Annotated in this window: 15 protein-coding genes and 1 pseudogene; 6 read left to right on the top strand and 10 right to left on the bottom strand. The window is 72.3% G+C overall.

Annotated features, from left to right (window positions below; all coding sequences use genetic code 11):
• The 3 genes from CA984_RS33015 to CA984_RS33005 all read right to left on the bottom strand — a co-directional run.
• On the bottom strand, positions 1 to 1,095 hold a 1,095-nt coding region (locus tag CA984_RS33015), incomplete at its 3' end, for a hypothetical protein (protein ID WP_133061845.1).
• A gap of 234 nt (positions 1,096 to 1,329) precedes the next feature.
• Positions 1,330 to 2,109: an SDR family oxidoreductase gene (locus CA984_RS33010; protein WP_086577379.1), complete on the bottom strand. Its 780-nt coding sequence runs from the start codon at positions 2,107 to 2,109 to the stop codon at positions 1,330 to 1,332.
• A gap of 59 nt (positions 2,110 to 2,168) precedes the next feature.
• Positions 2,169 to 3,314 carry an acyl-CoA dehydrogenase family protein gene (locus CA984_RS33005; protein ID WP_086577378.1) on the bottom strand — a complete coding sequence of 382 codons (1,146 nt, stop codon included), beginning with the start codon at positions 3,312 to 3,314 and terminating at the stop codon, positions 2,169 to 2,171.
• Between the two features lie 122 nt (positions 3,315 to 3,436).
• On the opposite strand from CA984_RS33005, the pseudogene CA984_RS33000 reads away from it, so the two are divergent.
• Positions 3,437 to 4,711: pseudogene (locus CA984_RS33000) on the top strand (RNA-guided endonuclease InsQ/TnpB family protein).
• On the opposite strand, the gene CA984_RS32995 reads toward CA984_RS33000, so the two are convergent.
• Complete coding sequence (locus CA984_RS32995; RefSeq protein WP_086577376.1) at positions 4,690 to 5,313, bottom strand: flavin reductase family protein; 624 nt, start codon at positions 5,311 to 5,313, stop codon at positions 4,690 to 4,692. The pseudogene CA984_RS33000 and the gene CA984_RS32995 sit on opposite strands and share 22 nt — an antisense overlap.
• Positions 5,314 to 5,526: 213 nt before the next feature.
• Between CA984_RS32995 and CA984_RS32990 the strand changes: the two genes are divergently transcribed.
• The gene (locus tag CA984_RS32990; protein WP_086577381.1) at positions 5,527 to 6,684 is read left to right on the top strand and encodes a thiolase C-terminal domain-containing protein; all 1,158 of its coding nucleotides are present in this window, start codon (positions 5,527 to 5,529) and stop codon (positions 6,682 to 6,684) included.
• 11 nt (positions 6,685 to 6,695) lie between these two features.
• The gene (locus tag CA984_RS32985) at positions 6,696 to 7,073 is read left to right on the top strand and encodes a Zn-ribbon domain-containing OB-fold protein (protein ID WP_242676309.1); all 378 of its coding nucleotides are present in this window, start codon (positions 6,696 to 6,698) and stop codon (positions 7,071 to 7,073) included.
• Positions 7,074 to 7,199: 126 nt separating this feature from the next.
• On the opposite strand, the gene CA984_RS32980 is transcribed toward CA984_RS32985, so the two are convergent.
• Positions 7,200 to 7,553, bottom strand: coding sequence for a hypothetical protein (locus CA984_RS32980; protein ID WP_133061844.1), 354 nt, complete (start codon positions 7,551 to 7,553; stop codon positions 7,200 to 7,202).
• A gap of 136 nt (positions 7,554 to 7,689) precedes the next feature.
• On the opposite strand from CA984_RS32980, the gene CA984_RS32975 reads away from it, so the two are divergent.
• The 3 genes from CA984_RS32975 to CA984_RS32965 all read left to right on the top strand — a co-directional run bounded on the left by CA984_RS32975 (position 7,690) and on the right by CA984_RS32965 (position 9,967).
• Positions 7,690 to 8,433 (top strand): GntR family transcriptional regulator, encoded by a 744-nt coding sequence (locus tag CA984_RS32975; protein ID WP_086577373.1) that lies wholly within the window; start codon positions 7,690 to 7,692, stop codon positions 8,431 to 8,433.
• 213 nt (positions 8,434 to 8,646) lie between these two features.
• A complete protein-coding gene (locus CA984_RS32970) occupies positions 8,647 to 9,249 on the top strand; it encodes a GNAT family N-acetyltransferase (protein ID WP_086577372.1) in 603 nt (200 codons plus the stop codon).
• 43 nt (positions 9,250 to 9,292) lie between these two features.
• Positions 9,293 to 9,967 (top strand): copper homeostasis protein CutC, encoded by a 675-nt coding sequence (locus tag CA984_RS32965; protein ID WP_086577371.1) that lies wholly within the window; start codon positions 9,293 to 9,295, stop codon positions 9,965 to 9,967.
• Positions 9,968 to 9,988: 21 nt separating this feature from the next.
• Here CA984_RS32965 and CA984_RS32960 read toward each other — a convergent pair whose 3' ends face one another.
• The 5 genes from CA984_RS32960 to CA984_RS32940 form a co-directional block, all read right to left on the bottom strand.
• On the bottom strand, positions 9,989 to 11,161 hold the full coding sequence (locus CA984_RS32960) for a DUF6986 family protein (RefSeq protein ID WP_086577370.1): 1,173 nt from the start codon (positions 11,159 to 11,161) through the stop codon (positions 9,989 to 9,991).
• Between the two features lie 12 nt (positions 11,162 to 11,173).
• Positions 11,174 to 12,472, bottom strand: a complete 1,299-nt coding sequence (locus CA984_RS32955; RefSeq protein WP_086577369.1) for an FAD-dependent oxidoreductase — start codon at positions 12,470 to 12,472, stop codon at positions 11,174 to 11,176.
• Positions 12,473 to 12,646: 174 nt separating this feature from the next.
• On the bottom strand, positions 12,647 to 14,272 hold the full coding sequence (locus CA984_RS32950; protein ID WP_086577368.1) for an AMP-binding protein: 1,626 nt from the start codon (positions 14,270 to 14,272) through the stop codon (positions 12,647 to 12,649).
• Between the two features lie 23 nt (positions 14,273 to 14,295).
• Positions 14,296 to 15,423 (bottom strand): class I adenylate-forming enzyme family protein, encoded by a 1,128-nt coding sequence (locus tag CA984_RS32945; RefSeq protein ID WP_242676308.1) that lies wholly within the window; start codon positions 15,421 to 15,423, stop codon positions 14,296 to 14,298.
• A complete protein-coding gene (locus CA984_RS32940; protein ID WP_086577367.1) occupies positions 15,420 to 16,487 on the bottom strand; it encodes an LLM class flavin-dependent oxidoreductase in 1,068 nt (355 codons plus the stop codon). The genes CA984_RS32945 and CA984_RS32940 overlap by 4 nt, the downstream gene beginning before the upstream one ends.
• Between the last annotated feature and the right edge of the window lie 188 nt (positions 16,488 to 16,675).

Here is a 16,675-nt window from a genome sequence, read left to right as displayed (position 1 = left end):
GTCCTGCGGAGCGATCCCCGGCAGCTGCTTCTCGGTGAAATCCTCGCCCACGTCCGTGAAGATCTTCCAGGACATGACGGCGGCGATGACGCCGTGAACGGCCGCGATCGCCATGGTGAGGCGCCGGCCGGCCATCTCGGTCCCGAGCCACGCCCCCGGGTGGAACGCCTTCAGGAGGCTCAGGGCCAGCATGAGGCAGACCTCTTTGACCACTGTCGCGAAGGCGATGTCGTGCAGCCGGTTGAGATGCCTGACCGCCTCCTGAAGACCGTGGGCCTTGGCCACCGCGCGGTCGGCGAGCTGGATGCCCGCGGTGACGAAGTCGCGGAGCTTGCGGTCGGCGGCGTTCTTCGCGTCCCCTTCCCAGGCCCTGGCGAGGGCCTCCCGGTCCGTGGGATCGCCGGCGCCGAAGATGACGCCGAGCCGCTCGGCCCTGTCCCGCCAGGCCGACACGGCACGGTCGACGCTGTCGTCGTCGAAGGTCATCGCGGTCATCCAGACCACACAGGCGATCGCGGCGCTCCGGCTCGTCAGGGAGGCCACTCTGAGCATCGCGTGGGTCCGCCCGCTCATCTTCTGCAGGCGGGCCAGCTCGGCGGAGCCCGGGCTCCACCTCTTCATGTCCTCGTTGAACGCCCGTGGCCATCCGGACGCTCCCACGGCGAGGCCCGCCGAGGCGGCGCTCCCGACCGCCAGCGCGCCGCCTTTCCACGACTGCCCTTCCGGCCGGTGGTCGGGGTGGAGCCGCCGTCTCATCTCGTCGGAGTAGATGTCGAGTCTGCCCGTCCGGCCGGCGCGTTCGAGGAGGGCCTGGATGGCGGCGTCCTCCGCCGTGACGTATCCCTCGGCGGTGGCGCGCATCCCCGAGGAGATGCCCCGCGCCGACTCCGCCCCCGCGTCGACCCTGCGGTGGAAGTCTCCCTGGCTGAGGTTGTGGCGCAGTACGGCCGGGAGACCGATGATTCCCAGCGCCCCGGCGGACAGCCCGGTGAAGTCCGTGCCGCCGATGGAACTCAGGCCGGATTGGACCTCTTTCGCGTTCAGGCCTGCGCGTCGGATCGCATCCTGGCTGACGGAGAGGAAGGCGTCTGTCATAGCGCTAATTTGTAACGCAGTTCCGGTGGATCTTCGAGGGCCTCGATGGTGTTATGGAGTCATATCGCCGGATTCATCAACCTTGTGCCCGTCAGGGCCGTTACGGCGGGTCCGCTCCCGGCACCGGTACGGCCGGAAACCGGTACGGCAGACAAGCGGGCAACCGGTACGGCGGGCAAGGGGCCCGGAGGCGGATCCGGCGACCGGGATCCCCGACACGGCGCCGGACACCCGTCACGGATGCCGGCTGGAGACCGAGATGACCTCGCCCGTCATGTACGTGGAGTACTCGCTGGCCAGGAAGACGATCACGTTGGCCACCTCCCACGGCTCCGCCGACCGGCCGAAGGCCTCGCGGGCGGTGAGCTCGGCGAGCAGCTCGTCACTGGTGACCTTGGCCAGGAAGGGGTGCATGGCCAGCGACGGGGCGACGGCGTTGACCCGGATGCCGTGCGGGGCGGCCTCGACGGCGGCGCACCTGGTCAGGGCCATCACCCCGGCCTTGGCGGCGGCGTAGTGCGCCTGGCCCTCCTGGGCCCGCCATCCGATCACCGAGGAGTTGTTGACGATCACCCCCGAGCCCTGCGGGACCATCCGCCGCAGGGCGGCCCGGGTGCAGCGCATCGTGCCGGTGAGGGTCACGTCGAGCACCACGTCCCACTGCTCGTCGGTCATGTCGACGAGCCTGGCCGTACCGCCCAGTCCGGCGTTGTTGACCACCACGTCCAGCCGTCCGTGCGCCTGCTCCACGGCCTCGAACAGGGCCTGGACCTCCGTCTCGGAGGTCACGTCGCACGGCACCGCGAGCGGCTTGACCCCGGTCAGCTCGGCCAGCGCCTCGGCGGCCTCACCCAGCCGCCGCTCGTGCCGGTCGGAGACGACCACGGTCGCGCCCTCCTCGGCGCAGCGCCGGGCGGCGGCGTAGCCGATGCCCGCCCCGGCCGCCGCCGTCACCAGCGTGACCTTCCCGTCGAGCAGGCCGTGGGCACGGGGGTAGGGGGGAGGTGTCGCCATCTGGGCTCCATTCTCGCGACGGCGTTCTCGCGGCGGCGGGACAGGCGGGCATGGCCGTCTCAGCCCTTGGGCAGGCCCAGGGTGCGCTCGGCGATGATGTTGCGCTGGATCTCGCTGGACCCGGCGTAGATGGTGTCGGCGCGGCTGAACAGGTAGAGCCGCTGCAGGTCGTTCAGCTCGTACGGCGGGCCGTCGGCGACCAGGCCCTCCCGGCCCTGGACGGCCTGGGCCAGCTCGCCCAGCCGCCGGTGCCACTCCGACCAGTAGAGCTTGCCGATCGACACCTCCGGACCCGGTTCGCCGGCCGACAGCGAGGTCATGGTGCGCAACGCGTTCAGCCGCATGATCTGCAGCTCCAGCCACGACTGGACCAGCCGGTCGCGCAGCACCGGGTCCTGGGCGGCCCCGGTCCGTCTGGCGGTCTCCACCACCTTGGCGTACTCCCGCTGGAAGCCGATCTGCTGGCCGAGGGTGGAGGCGCCGCGCTCGTAGCCGAGGGTGGCCATGGCGACCCGCCAGCCCTCGCCGGGAGCGCCCAGGACGTTGGCGGCGGCGGTGCGGGCGCCGTCGAAGAAGACCTCGTTGAACTCGCTGGTGCCGGTCATCTGCACGATGGGCCGGACCTCGACGCCCGGCTGGTCCATCGGGACCAGGAGATAGGACAGGCCCCGGTGCCGTTGCGAGCCGGGCTCGGTCCGGGCGAGCACGAAGCACCAGTCGGCCACGTGGGCCAGCGAGGTCCACACCTTCTGGCCGGTGATCACCCATTCGCCGTCCTGGAGACGCGCGCGGGTCTGGACGCCGGCCAGGTCGGAGCCCGCGCCGGGCTCGGAGTAGCCCTGGCACCAGAGCTCCTCGCCCCGCCGGATGGGGGGCAGGAAGCGCCGCCGCTGCTCCTCGGTGCCGTGGTCGATGACGGTCGGCCCGATCAGCCCCTCGCCGATGTGCCCGACCCTGGCCGGAGCCGCCGCGCGGGCGTACTCCTCGTGGAAGGCGACCTGCTCCTCCAGCGTCGCCTCCCGCCCGCCGTACTCCTTGGGCCAGCCCAGGCATGTCCAGCCGGCCTCGCCGAGCCGCCGCTCCCAGGCCAGGCGGATGTCGTGGCCCTCGTGCTCGCGGCCCGGCCCGCCCAACCCCCGGGCGGCGGAGAACTCACCGCTCAGGTGCTCGGCCAGCCAGGAGCGGATCTCCTCGCGCAGGGTCATCAACTACCTCCAGCGTGGAGACCTCGGGCTTCAGCCCCTGGGGAGGAAACGCGGCACAGCGCCGCACGGAATTTTCTCGAACACGCGTACGGTCCCGGCCGTGCTGCGTCATGATGTGCGCCATGGCGCAGCGTGTGAAGCGGGCCTTCACCTACCGCTTCTATCCGACCCTCGAGCAGGCCGAGCAGCTTGCCCGGACGTTCGGCTGCGCCCGCCTGGTCTACAACAAGGCGCTGGAGGAGCGCAGCCGCGCCTACACCCGGGAAGGGCGGAGGGTCTCCTACGGGGAGTCGTCGGTTGCGCTGACCGTCTGGAAGCGCACCGAGGAGCTGGGTTTCCTGGGGGAGGTGTCGTCGGTGCCGCTGCAGCAGGCCCTGCGCCACCTGCAGGCGGCCTTCACCAACTTCTTCGCCAAACGGGCGAAGTACCCGAGGTTCAAGTCCCGCAAGAGGTCCCGGCTGTCGGCCGAGTACACCCGGTCGGCGTTCACCTGGCGCGACGGGCAGCTGACCCTGGCGAAGATGGACACCCCGCTGGACATCGTGTGGTCGCGGCCGCTGCCCGAGGGTGCGCAGCCGTCCACCGTGACCGTGTCGAAGGACCCGGCCGGGCGGTGGTCGGTGTCCATCCTGTGCCAGGACACGATCCGCCCGCTGGACCCGGCCGACGGCGTGGTCGGCCTCGACGCCGGGATCACCTCCCTGCTCACCCTGTCGCGGCCGATCCCCGGCGTCACCGACGCCGCCGGGAAGGTCGCCAACCCCCGCCACGAGCGCGCCGACCGGGCCCGGCTGGCCCGCGCGCAACGCGCCCTGGCCCGCAAGGAGAAGGGCTCCAGCAATCGGGCCAAGGCGAAGGTGAAGGTCGCGCGGGTGCACGCCCGGATCGCCGATCGCAGGCGCGACCACCTGCACAAGCTCACCACCTCGATCGTCCGCGAGAACCAAGTGATCGCGATCGAGGACCTCACGGTCCGCAACCTGGTAAGGAATCACAGCCTGGCCCGCGCCGTCTCGGACGCCTCCTGGCGGCAGGTGCGGACCATGCTGGAGTACAAAGCGCGCTGGTACGGCCGGGAGCTGGTGGTCGTCGACCGCTGGTTTCCCTCCTCCAAGCTGTGCTCGGCCTGCGGCACGATCGCTGCGGCCATGCCGTTGGAGGTGCGGGAGTGGGTGTGCGCCTGCGGCGCTGCCCATGACCGGGACGTCAACGCCGCGAAGAACATCCTCGCCGCCGGGCTGGCGGAGAGGTGAAACGCCTGTGGAGCCGGTGTAAGACCTCAAGGGAGACTTTTTCCTGGCGGGCGACCGGCGGTGAAGCAGGAAATCCGACCCGTGAGGGTGGGAACCCCCCGGCTTCAGCCGTGGGGAGGAAGTCAAGCGTGGAACCGGCCGTAGCCGCCCCGGAAGAACAGCAGCGGGCCGCCGTCGCCGTGGACGCCGAGCTGGTGGACCCGTGCGACGACGATGACGTGGTCGCCCGCCGGATGCTCCGCCTCGATCGAGCAGTCGATCCAGGCCAGCGCCTCGTGGATCACGGGGTTGCCGCCGGGGGACTCGGTCCAGTGCAGGCCGGCGAACTTGTCGCCGCCCCTGCTCGCGAGCGCGGCGCAGACCGGCTCCTGGTGTTCGGCGAGCACGTTGACGGTCTGGGTCTTTGCGGCGCGCAGGCGCGGCCAGCTCGTGCTGGTGTGGGCCACGCAGAAGGCCACCAGGGGCGGGTCCAGCGAGACCGAGGTGAAGGAGTTGGCGGCCAGGCCGCACGGTTCGCCGCTTTCGGGGTCGACGGCGGTGATGGCGACGACGCCGGTGGCGAAGTGGCCGAGCACGGAGCGGAACCACTTGCCGTCCACGGCGTGGACGTGGTTCTCGGATCCGTCGGACAGGCCCTGGGGAAGGCCACTGTGCATGGCGACTCCGTTGGAGATGATGCCGTGCCCGTCGCGGGTGACGCGCAGGTGACCGTCCGGCTCCAGCAGCCGGGCCGCATGGGTGCTCATGGTCGCACTCGCCTCCTCGCTCGCGCCAGGTCGGCCCCCGAGGGAAGTTCGGCGGCGGACGGTGGTTCCCACCGTCTCGCTCCATATTACCAAGCGCTTGCTTGGATGACAGAGGGGTGCCGGAAAAAGTGGCGGATCGCCTCTTCCGTTGACACCCGGGACCCGCCCTGCCTAGCCTTTGGCCAAGCGCTTGCTTGTATTCAGGGGGTGCGCGTGCGCGGTTTCCGGGACCGTACGGCTGTCGCGGGGGTCGGATACACGCGGCTGTCCAAGAACTCCGGAGTCAGCACGCTGACCCTCGCCTGCGAGGCCGTCCTGGCCGCCCTGGAGGACGCCGGCCTGACCGCCGACGACGTGGACGGCATCGCCACCCACCGGGTCGGTGACTCCGCGGCGCCCTCGGTGGTCGGCCCCGCGCTCGGCATCCACCGGCCGAGCTGGTACCTGGACCAGTTCGGCGGCGGCAGCGTCTCCCACGCGGTGGTCGGGCAGGCCGCGCTCGCGGTCGCGGCGGGGATGGCCGAGACGGTCGTCTGCTACCGGGCGATCAACGCGCGCTCGGAGTTCCGGATGGGCGGGACGGGCCGGGGCCTGCCGCCCGGTCCGGAGGTGCAGTACCAGGCGCCCTACGGATACTTCGCGCCGCCGCAGCAGTACGCGATGTTCGCCCGCGCCCACATGGCGAGGTACGGCACGCGGCCCGAGCACTTCGGCAGGCTCGCGGTCACGCAGCGGGCCAACGCGGTGAAGAACCCCCGCGCGCTCATGCGCGTCCCGATCACCCTGGACGACTACTTCGACAGCCGGTGGATCGCGGAGCCGTTCCGGCTGCTCGACTGCTGCCTGGAGACCGACGGGGCCTGCGCGCTCGTCATCACCCGCGCGGACAGGGCCCGGGACCTGAGACGGCCGCCGGTGCTGATCTCCGCGGCGGCGTGGGGCGGCGGTGACTCCTTCATGTCCGGCGGCGGCGCGGACACCACGGTGACCGCCGCGGCCGAGCTGGCCCCCCGCCTCTACCGGCAGGCGGGCGTCGGCCCCGCCGAGATCGACGTGGCCGAGATCTACGACTGCTTCACCTACTCGGTGATCGTGCAGCTGGAGGACTACGGGTTCTGCGCCAAGGGCGAGGGCGGGCCGTACGTCGCCTCCGGCGCCACCGGGCCCGGCGGCGAGCTGCCGGTCAACACGCACGGCGGGTTCCTTTCTGAGGGATACGTACACGGCGTCAACCACATCGCCGAGGCCGTCTCGCAGCTGCGCGGCGACGCCGGTGACAGGCAGGTCGACGGCGCCGAGGTGGCCCTGTCCACCGCCCAGCCCGGCTACATCCTGCCCGCCACCTCGGCCCTGATCCTCCGGAAGGGGTGAGCGTGCGCCCGGTGACCGATCGCGACTCGGCGGAATGGTGGGAGCGGGTCGCCCGGCACGAGTTCGTCGTCCAGCGGTGCGACTCCTGCGGCACGCTGCGGTTCCCGGCCCGGGCCTACTGCCACCGCTGCCGGACCCGCCGGTGGCACTGGCAGCCGATCGGCCCCACCGGCCGCGTCGAGAGCTGGATCGTCAGCCACCAGCCCTTTCTCGCCGGGGTGACCGAGCCCTACGTCGTGGTGACGGTACGGCTGGCGGACGCGCCCGAATGCGTGATGTACGGCAACTGGGACCGGCGGGAGCCGCCGGTCACGGGCCAGTCCGTCCGGGCGGTCTTCACCGTCGTCGACGAGGAGCTCTCCCTGATCAACTGGCGGCCGCTGGAGTGACGCGGCCCCGCGGGTCCGTGCCCTGACGGGTCCGTGCCCTGGCGGGCGTGGGGGACCCGCCAGGGCACGTTCCGCCCCGGCGCGGCGGTGTGAGGACCCCGGCGAGGGTTGGGGTCCTGGCACCGTCTAGTCGCGCACGGAGTCGGTGGGGGGAGAGGCGTGGGCCTGGGGACCCGTCCTCTCCCCGGAGGGGCCGTCGCCGGCCGCCGGTCCGCGGTGGTGCCGTGAGATGAGACGTGCCGCCCCGACCGGATCGTCGGCGGGGTGGACCGTCTCCCGGCCGTTCTCGCTCCACACGAAAAGGCCGTTCTTGCACCACACGGTTAGATCGGTCAGCACCGAGAGCACGGACATGCCGTTCCCGTCGCTCTGGTAGGTGTGGGTGAATCCCTGGCGATGCAACGCGTAGCGCAGTAAACGTGTTGCCTCACAGGGGTCGCGCCAGGGCAGATATGGCGTGTCCGCGCGGACCGGCAGCACCGGTCTTCACCTCCCGCCGACCTTTCGATGGATTTGTACCAACGATTGGATAATGCGGCTCGCGGGAGGTGTGGGTCAAGGGGCTGTTCCCCGCTAGAACCAGATCGTCTAGTTTTGTTGGCACAAAGGGGACTAAATGGCACGGTCAACGCTGTATCAGTTGGTGGCCTCCGAGCTTCGGAGAACCATCTACTCCGGTGCGCTCGGGCCGGGAGATCAGCTGCCGACCGAGGCGGAACTCATGCTGTCGCACCAGGTCAGCCGGAACACCGTGCGGCTCGCCCTCGGCGAGCTGGTCAACGAGGGCCTGGTCACCCGCACCCCGCGCCGGGGGACCGTGGTCAGGGAGCGCCGCCCGCTGCTCATCCACCCCCAGCGCGAGCTCCGGCCGCAGCAGGAGACCAGGGAGGCGTTCGCCTGGGCGGTCTCCCAGGAGGGCCGCGCCCCCAGCCAGGAGATCGAGGTCTCGATCGTCCAGCCGGTCGAGGAGATCGCCAGCAGGCTGGAGCTGCCCGACGAGGAGCTCGCCGTGGTCCGTCGCCGGCTGCGGTTCGTGGACGGCCAGCCGTACAACACCAACGACTCCTACTTCCCCCTGGCGCTGGTCGCCGATTCCGAGATCGCCCGTCCCGGCGACATCACGCGCGGCGCCAACAGGGTGCTGGAGGAGCTCGGCCATCCCCAGGTCCGGGTGGTCGACGACATCTGGGCCCGGATGCCCACCAGCTCGGAGACCGAGCGGCTCCAGCTCCAGTCGGGAACCCCCGTGGTCGTCTACGTCCGGGTCGGATACGACGAGGGCGACACCCCCGTACGCGTCGCGGTGTCGGTCCTCCCCGCCGACAAGCACCTGATCAGATACGAGCTGGAAAGCCGTTGACGTCCCCGTGGCCGCCCTGACGGGGCGGCCCCGTTCACGTCCGTGCCGCGGGCGGCCATCGGGTCGCACCCGCCGGACGGGCAGGCACGGCCTCTTTCCTTGGCCCGCCTCAGACCCCTAGGCGCTCCGCCTAGCCCGGCATGGATGCCGTGCGCCACCGTTCGGACACGCTCCGTGCCATCTCACGCACCCAGTGCAACGAAGGGATGAACCATGCACTCGAACACCGTCAACCCCACCACGCGCCGGCTCACGCTGCGCGCCGCCACCGCCGCCGACCTCCCGGGAGTGCTCGCGCTCCTCGCCGAGACGGCCGACTGGCTGAACGGCCGGGGCGTGCGGCAGTGGCCCGCCGGGGGCTTCCCCGCCGAGCGCATCGCCCCGCTGATCGAGGAGGGGACCATGTATCTGCTGGACGGCGCGGAGGGGCCCGCCGCCACCCTCGCCCTGGACGGTCAGGCCGACCCCGAGTTCTGGGCGGCCGGAGACGACCCGGGCTCGGCGCTCTACGTCCACAAACTGGCCGTGGCGCGCGCCCACTCCGGCCGCGGCCTGGGGGAGGCGCTGCTCGACTGGGCGGGCCTGCGGGTGCTGGGGATGGGCAGGAGATGGCTCCGGCTTGACTGCTCCAAGGACAACACGCGGCTGCAGGACTACTATCGGGACCAGCGTTTCGCCCACCTCCGCACGGTCGATCTGCCGCACCGTGCCTCGGGGGCGCTGTTCCAGCGTGCCGGTGGCCTGCGGGGCGGCGCTCTCGGCGCCGCGATGCCCTTCGTGGACTGGCGTGGATCTTCGGTACGGCAGCATGTCTGAACCACGGCGATCCTGGGACAAAGTCATCCGATAGCCTCACCCCATGACCGGATCCTTGCTTGAGGTGATCGCGCTCGACGTGCGTGACGCCGTCGCGGCGGAAGAAGGCGGCGCCGACCGTCTGGAGATCGTCGTCGACATGGCGTCCGACGGGCTCACCCCGGCGGTGGAGACGGTCGCGGCGATCTCCAAGGAGTGCGCGCTGCCGCAGATGGTGATGCTGCGCGGCGAGGCCTCGTTCCTGGCCACGCCCGAGTCGCTGGAGGGCCTGCGGCGTGACGCCAGGGCCCTCTCCGAAGCGGGCGCGGCCGGGTTCGTGTTCGGCTTCCTCGACTCCGCCGGGGTGGTCGACCTGGCCGCCACCGAGGCGCTCATCCACGCCGTCGCCCCGCTGCCCTGGACCTTCCACCGGGCCGTCGACCACGCGGCCGACATCCAGGCGGGCTGGCGGGCCGTCCGCCTGCTGCCCAACCTCGCCACCGTGCTCACCTCCGGCTCGCCCGACGGCGTGGGCGACGGCCTGCCGCTGCTCAAGACCCGCTGCGAGGCCGGCGACGGCCCGCTGATCATGGCGGGCGGCGGGCTCAGACCGGGTCACGTCCCGGCGCTGCTGGAGTACGGCGTGCGGGCCTTCCACGTCGGCAGCGCGGTGCGGCCCTCGTGGTCCGACCCGGTCGACGCGCGCCTGGTCCGCCGGTGGCGGGCCCTGATCGACTGACGCGTACGGGGAACCCGCCGGTCACGCCTTCCCGAGGGCCAGGTCGGCGCGGCGGAGGGCGGCGGCCATCGTCCGGACCGTGGCGGGCTCGTCCATCACGCCGCCGGCCGCCTCGCTCCGCTCCTCCCAGGCGCGCACCCGCTGTGCGTACTCCTCGTAGTGCGACAGGTGGAAGTGGTAGACCGCGGCGTAACGGCTGACCAGGTGTGAGGGGTGCATGTCCCAGCCCTGGTAGAAGCCGTGGCTGAGGGAGTGCCTGACCAGCTCCGTGTGCCGCCGCCACAGCTCCCGCACGGCGTGCCCGTCGCCGGAGGCGGGCGAGGCGGCCAGCGAGCCGTCCGACAGCTCCACCCCGGTCCCGGCGAACGCCGTCCGCATGACGTGCCGGGCGTGGTCGCAGACCGGATGGTCCAGCCGCTGCTCGTGCGGGGGCAGGGAGCAGCTCGCCGTGTAGTCGAAGACGCCGAAGTGCGCGGCGGCCAGCCTGCCCCCGAGCGAGGCGACCAGGGAGGGGTCGAGGAACAGCACCGTCTGGGGGGCCTCCACCTGCATCTCGAAGCGGAGCGTGCCGCCGGCGAGGCCGAGCCCTCCCTCCAGCGCCTCCAGGCAGTCGGCGAACTGGCCGAGATAGGCCCTCATCAGGACCTTGGGGAAGGTGACCACGAACCCCGCAGGCAGGTGCCCGGCCCGCTCCATCACCCCGGTCAGGAACCCGTCCAGCGTCCGGACGCTCCGGGCCGGGGCGCCGTCGGCGAACGACTTCACCCGCAGTCCCCAGCGGCGGGGGAGCGCCCCGTCCGCGTGCAGGGCCGCGACGGCCGCCGCGGCCCGGGAGGCGTGGCCGTCCTCCTCGCCGGGGCGCAGGCCGTACCCGTCCTCGAAGTCCACCCGCAGGTCCTCGACCGGCTCCGTGCCGAGCTTCGCGGCGACCCTCTCGTGCACGGCCCTCGCCAACCGCTCGTCCATGCCGAAGAGCCTCGCCATGTCCTCGGCGGGCAGGTGCCGCCCGAACAGCTCCAGCGCCGCCTTCCCCCACTCCGCCACCGTCCCGGTGCCGAACCGGTCGGCCGGCACGTAGACGGTGTGCACCGGCTGCCACTGCGGCGCCGCCGCCGGATAGGCCGCCGACTGCTCGCGGTGGGTCTCCCCGAAGCCGGGGATCAGGGCCAGCGGGTCGGTGAGCGTGACGCGCATCGGGTGCTCTTCTCAGCGGCCGGAGGCGGTGAGCATGGCGGCGAGGCCGAGGAGCTTGACGCGTTCGCCGCGGCCCAGGGTCCTGGCCAGGGCCGCCTCGGCCGCCTCGATGGCCAGCCAGTGCCGGTAGGTGATGGGCGAGACGCCCCGGGACGCGAGGACGGCGTCCAGGTCCGCGCGCCGTACCGGCTCGCGGCCGGCGAGGTCGGCCAGGAGGGTGCGGACCGTCTCGGCGGCGTCGGACTTGTTGGTGCCGATCACACCGGTGGGGCCGCGCTTGAGCCAGCCCGCCACGTACTCGCGGTCACGGACCCGGCCGGCCTCGTTCGGCACGGTCATGGTGGCGTCGGAGAAGGGGACGCCGGGCAGCGGCACGCTCTGGTAGCCGACCGAGCGCAGGACCATGCCGACCGGAAGGGTCTCGAACTCGCCGGTGCCCACGACGCGGCCGTCCACCAGGCGGGTGCGTTCGAGCCTGAGCGCCTCCACCCGGCTCTCGCCGAGGATCTCCACCGGGCGCATCCAGAACCGCACGTCCAGCCGCCTGGGGCGGCCCACGGGGCCGCGGGCGGCCCAGCTCTGCAGCACCTCGACGTTCCCCCGGATCTGCCGCGACGCCTCCGTGACGTCCGCCACCGCCTCCTCGGGCCGCACGCACACGTCCGCGTTGGCCAGCTCGCCCAGCTCCCGCAGCTCCTTCAGGGTGAACTTGGCGTGCTCGGGCCCCCGGCGGCCGATCATGTGGATGGCCTTGACCTGGCTGCCGGCCAGCCGGGTCAGCACCTCCTCCGGCACGTCCGTGGCGCGCAGTTCCTCGGCGGTCTTGGCCAGGACGCGCACCACGTCCACCGCCACGTTGCCCACGCCGATCACCGCGACCTCCGGGCTGTCGAGGACGAAGCGGTCGGCGGGTGTGTCGGGATGGCCGCAGTACCAGTTCACGAAGTCGGTGGCCGCCACGCTGCCGGGCAGGTCCTCGCCGGGGATGCCCATCCGCCGGTCCACCATCGCGCCGGTGCAGTAGACCACGGCGTCGTAGCAGTCCAGCAGGTCGGTGACGCCGACGTCCTTGCCGAGCTCGACGCCGCCCAGGAACCGCACGGCCGGCAGCTCCAGCACCCGGCGCAGGTATTCCGCGATCGACTTGATCGAGGTGTGGTCGGGGGCCACGCCGTAGCGCACCAGGCCGTAGGGCGTGGGCAGCCGCTCGATCACGTCCACCTCGACGGACCCGGGGGCCTGCTTCGTCAACGCCTCGGCCGTGTAGATCCCGGCAGGTCCCGACCCGACAATCGCGACTCGCAGTGACACGTCGCCTCCTAGGGCGCTGGCTGTCGTGAACGCGATTCTGTATCAACGGGGCCCGCCCTGCCAGCCTCGACAGGCCGAGATGATCCAGATGATCCGCGTGACCGGTGCGTGCCCCGTTCCCGGCGGGGGTTTCCAGGCTGCGCCGGATACATCCGTCGTACCCACTCGTGGCGGTTATCCCGCCGTATCCCGCCCTCCAAGGCTGTTCCCCACCCGGCCGGCCGCCCGCGCGCGCAGGACCCGCTTGTCCGTCTTCCCGTTCGCGTTGGCGGGCAGGCCGTCCACCACGATCACCCGCCGGGGCACCTTGTAGTTGGACATGTTCTCCCGGGCCCAGGCGAGGATTTTCTCCGGATCGACGGCGACACCCGGCCGGGGGACGACGAACGCCCACCCTGCCTCGCCCGACCTCTCGTCCGGCATCCCGACCACCGCGGCCTGGGCCAGCGAGCCCTCCCGCAGCAGCAGCCCCTCCACCTCGGCGGGGGAGACGTTGAACCCGCCGACGATGAACAGCTCCTTCTTGCGGTCCACGACCGCGAGGTTGCCGTCGGAGTCGAAGACGCCGATGTCGCCGGTGTGGAGCCAGCCGTCCCTGATCACCTCGGCCGTCCTGTCAGGGTCGCCCCAGTAGCCGCGCATGACCCCGTAGCCCCGCATGACGATCTCCCCGCGCTCTCCGGCCGGGACCTCCGCGCCGTGGTCGTCGACGATCCTGACCTCGATGCCCGGCACCGGGCGGCCCGTGCTCGTCGCGACGACCTCGACGGGGTCCTCCGCCCTCGTCATGGAGACGACCGTGCCCTCCATCAGCCCATAGGCGTTGATCATGCGCTCCAGGCCGGTCCGCTCCAGCAGCCTGCGGATGAGCTCGGCGGGCACCGAGGCCGCGCCGCAGATCGCCACGCGGAGCGAGTGCTCCCCGACGTCGCCCTCCAGCAGCCGGTGGAACAGCGTCGGCGGACCGGCCAGGACCGTGATCCGCCTGTCGTGGATCAACTCCGTCAGCAGCTCCGGGCCGAACACCGGGATCGGCATCATCGTGGCCCGGCGCATCACCGAGGCCAGCAGCCCGGCGTTGAGCCCGAAGCCGTGCGCGAACGGCGCGACGATCGGATAGCGGTCGCCGGGGCGGAGGGTGACGATCTCCGCCCAGTCCCAGTAGCCCCGCAGCGTGTGGCCGTGCTCCAGCATGACGCCCTTGGGGGTCCCCGTGCTGCCGGAGGTGGACATGATCTCGCACAGGTCGTCCGGCCGTACGGCCAGCGCCCGCTCCTCCGCCTCCGCGTGGCCGATCCGGGAGCCGGCCGAGAGCATCCGCGAGCGCCGCACCGTCCCCGGCCGCTCCAGCCCGTCGGGCACGATCGCGCACCGCAGCTCCGGCAGGCCCTCGAAGGGCCGATCCGCCGCCGGGCCGCCCGCCGCGCCGGCCAGCAGATCGGTGAAGACCGTGCCGTCCGGGCCGTGGCCGGTGATCAGCACGCTCGCCCCGGTCCTGCCGAGCGTCGCGGCGGCCTCGATGCCCTTGTAGCGCGCCGACAGCGGGACGAGCACCGCCCCGGCGTCCCAGACTCCGAACGCGCCCACCACCCAGTCCGGGTCGTTCAGGCCCCAGATCGCGACCCGGTCCCCGGGCCGCACGCCCAGGGCGATCAGGCCGCGGGCGACGGCGCCGGCCCGGTCGCGCAGCCCGGCGAGCGACAGCCGTACCCCGCCGCCGGCCACGACGACGTCGGAGGGGTGGCCGGCGGCCTGGTCGCGGAGCATCCGGGGGATCGTCCCCCAGTCGGGTACTTCCATGGCGGTCGCGCCTCCAGAGGGGGTCAGCGGGCGATGGCCGTACGGTCCCTGCCCAGGTGGTGGCCGCGCGCGTCGTTCACCACGCCCCGGGGGGCGGTCTCCGACGCCTGCGGGGAGATCTCGACGTCGATCGTGATCGGGGTGAGCGCCTGGAGCGCCTGCCGGACGCGCCCCTTCCACATGGGGTTGCCGACGAGGCTCTCCCGGCTGAACGTCACGGTCAGGGTCACGGCGTCGAGCGTGCCCTGCCGCGACACGCCCAGCTCCCAGCCGGAGACTCCGTCGATCCTGCCGAGCGCCCTCTCGATCCGGTTCAGCGACAGCCACACCCCGCGGACCAGCACATGATCGCCGACGGTGTGCTCGGGCGCGGGGAACGCGTCCCCGGCGGCCGGCCGGACGACCTGCCCGGTGCGGAGCGTCGCTCCGGCCACCGGGTCGGCGACGACCACCTCGGCCAGGCCGGCGGCGTACGGGGGGACCAGCGACTCGTCCTTCTCCAGCGAGGCCAGGCCGACCGATCCCGGATCGAACAGGGTGAGCGGAGCCGGCTCCGAGGATCGCCAGCCCAGCGGCACCGCGGTGAACGGCGAGCAGTAGACCTCCGTCACCTCCGCCTCGAACTCGGCCGCCAGGTGCGGCATCGTCCGCCGTGAGGCGATCTCCCCGGTCAGGATGATGTGCCGCAGGCCCAGGTCGAGCGGGTCGAGCAGGAACTCCAGGTGCAGCCGGGCCAGCAGGTCCATGGCCCCGGTCGGCGTGATCACCAGGGTGGTCGCCCCCAGGGAGTCCAGCGCGTGGTGCAGCCGGAGCCGGCCGCGCGGCCCGACGGAGGCCGCCGCCCGGGCCACCTCGGCGGCGGCCTGGGCCCACTGCGCGCCCGCGAGCTCGCCGTCCCCGGACAGCGCCACCACCACCCGGTCCGTCGCTCCCACCCCCGCCGCCTCCAGCGCGGCGGCGTACGCCCCGGCCCGCTCGGCGTGGCCGCCCGCCGCGGTCACGCTGTCGGCGTCCGCCGAGACCAGCAGCAGGCCGGTCGCGGTACGGCCCGCCGGGGCGAGGTCGCTCCGGGTCCGCCACGCAGCCGTGTTCCCGTCCGCCGCTCCGTCGCCCCGATCACGGATCCGGGTCCGGGCCGGGCCGGCCGTCACTTCGCCACCTCGGCCATGAACAGCCGCATCGACGCGCAGACCTGCTCGTGGTCGAGGCCGCCGACCTGGGCCTGGAGGATCAGGTCGGTGGCTCCGGCCTCGGCGATGCGGGCCGCCGCCTTGCGCGAGCCCTCCACGTCGTCCACCACGACCATGTGGTGCTCGCGGAGCGTGGCCATGGCCTCCTCCGGGGGCATCCCGGCCGCGAGCTGCCCGAGGACCTTGTGGGTGGCGTGCCGGGCGTCGTAGTAGCCGGGCGGGGTGACCAGGTTGACCTGGCGCCGGATGTACCACAGCACCGGGTCGGCGGCGGTCTCGAACGCCTGCTCGCGGGTCTCCGCGACGTGCCAGGGGATCATCAGCGCGACCCGGCGGCTGTCGGGGTCGAAGCCGTTGTCGGCCAGGCACCGCCGGTACTCGGCGATGTCCTCGGCGACGTCGTCGATGCCCTTGAGCATCGTCATGCCGAGCAGGTTGTAGCCGTGCTTGGCGGCGGCCAGGTATCCCTCCAGGGAGGTCGACGCCACCCACACGGGAGGGTGCGGCACCTGCGCGGGACGCGGGTAGACGGCGACGTCGGGGATCTCGAAGAACTCGTTGGACCGGCTGACCGGCTCGCCGTCGGCCTTCCAGATGGCGAGGGTCGCCTCCAGGGAGTCCTCCCAGATCTGCCGGGACTTCTCGAACGGCTTCTGGAAGGCCTGGTACTCCAGCGGGGAGGCGCCGCGGCCCGTGCCGAACTCCACCCGGCCGCCGGAGAGGACGTCGAGGGTCGCGACCCGCTCGGCCGTGCGGATGGGGGACTGGAACGGCAGCAGCACCACGCCGAGGCCCAGGTGGATGCGCTCGGTGCGCTGGGATATCGCGGCCAGGACCAGATCGGGCGCCGAGGAGTGGGAGAAGCCGCGGGTGAAGTGGTGCTCGACGAACCACGCGGTGTCGAACCCCAGCCGGTCGCCGAGGGTCACCTGCTCGATCACGTTCTGGAACGCCTGTTGTTCGACCTCACGGGAGCGTCCGCGGACCTCCAGCTCGTATCCCAGGCTGATCCGTAGGGACGTCATCCACGCCTCCGTTGTGTCACATCCGGTCCCCGGTCGCGAGCCCTTCACTTAACCAAGCGCTCGCTTGGCGAGATTACCAGCCTGGTGGGACGGCAACAAGCCGACCCCGCCCGCTGAGGCCCGGCGGGCCGTCGCCGCGTCCGGTGAGGCCCGGACGGAGGAGGCGCGCCGGTTCGAGGCGCCGGGGG

Source organism: Streptosporangium minutum, assembly GCF_002149035.1.
Classification (GTDB): Bacteria; Actinomycetota; Actinomycetes; order Streptosporangiales; family Streptosporangiaceae; genus Streptosporangium; species Streptosporangium minutum.
The sequence above is the reverse complement of the archived record's forward strand: the minus strand, read 5'-3'. Positions and strand labels throughout refer to the sequence as shown.

What these genes read in the sequence shown, in the direction of transcription:
- CA984_RS32965 (WP_086577371.1), top strand. Translation starts at nt 9,293, where the DNA reads ATGACCGGATCCTTGCTTGAGGTGATCGCGCTCGACGTGCGTGACGCC.
- CA984_RS32975 (WP_086577373.1), top strand. Translation starts at nt 7,690, where the DNA reads ATGGCACGGTCAACGCTGTATCAGTTGGTGGCCTCCGAGCTTCGGAGA.
- CA984_RS32950 (WP_086577368.1), bottom strand. Translation starts at nt 14,272, where the DNA reads ATGGAAGTACCCGACTGGGGGACGATCCCCCGGATGCTCCGCGACCAG.
- CA984_RS32960 (WP_086577370.1), bottom strand. Translation starts at nt 11,161, where the DNA reads ATGCGCGTCACGCTCACCGACCCGCTGGCCCTGATCCCCGGCTTCGGG.
- CA984_RS32995 (WP_086577376.1), bottom strand. Translation starts at nt 5,313, where the DNA reads ATGAGCACCCATGCGGCCCGGCTGCTGGAGCCGGACGGTCACCTGCGC.
- CA984_RS33010 (WP_086577379.1), bottom strand. Translation starts at nt 2,109, where the DNA reads ATGGCGACACCTCCCCCCTACCCCCGTGCCCACGGCCTGCTCGACGGG.
- CA984_RS32940 (WP_086577367.1), bottom strand. Translation starts at nt 16,487, where the DNA reads ATGACGTCCCTACGGATCAGCCTGGGATACGAGCTGGAGGTCCGCGGA.
- CA984_RS33005 (WP_086577378.1), bottom strand. Translation starts at nt 3,314, where the DNA reads ATGACCCTGCGCGAGGAGATCCGCTCCTGGCTGGCCGAGCACCTGAGC.
- CA984_RS32970 (WP_086577372.1), top strand. Translation starts at nt 8,647, where the DNA reads ATGCACTCGAACACCGTCAACCCCACCACGCGCCGGCTCACGCTGCGC.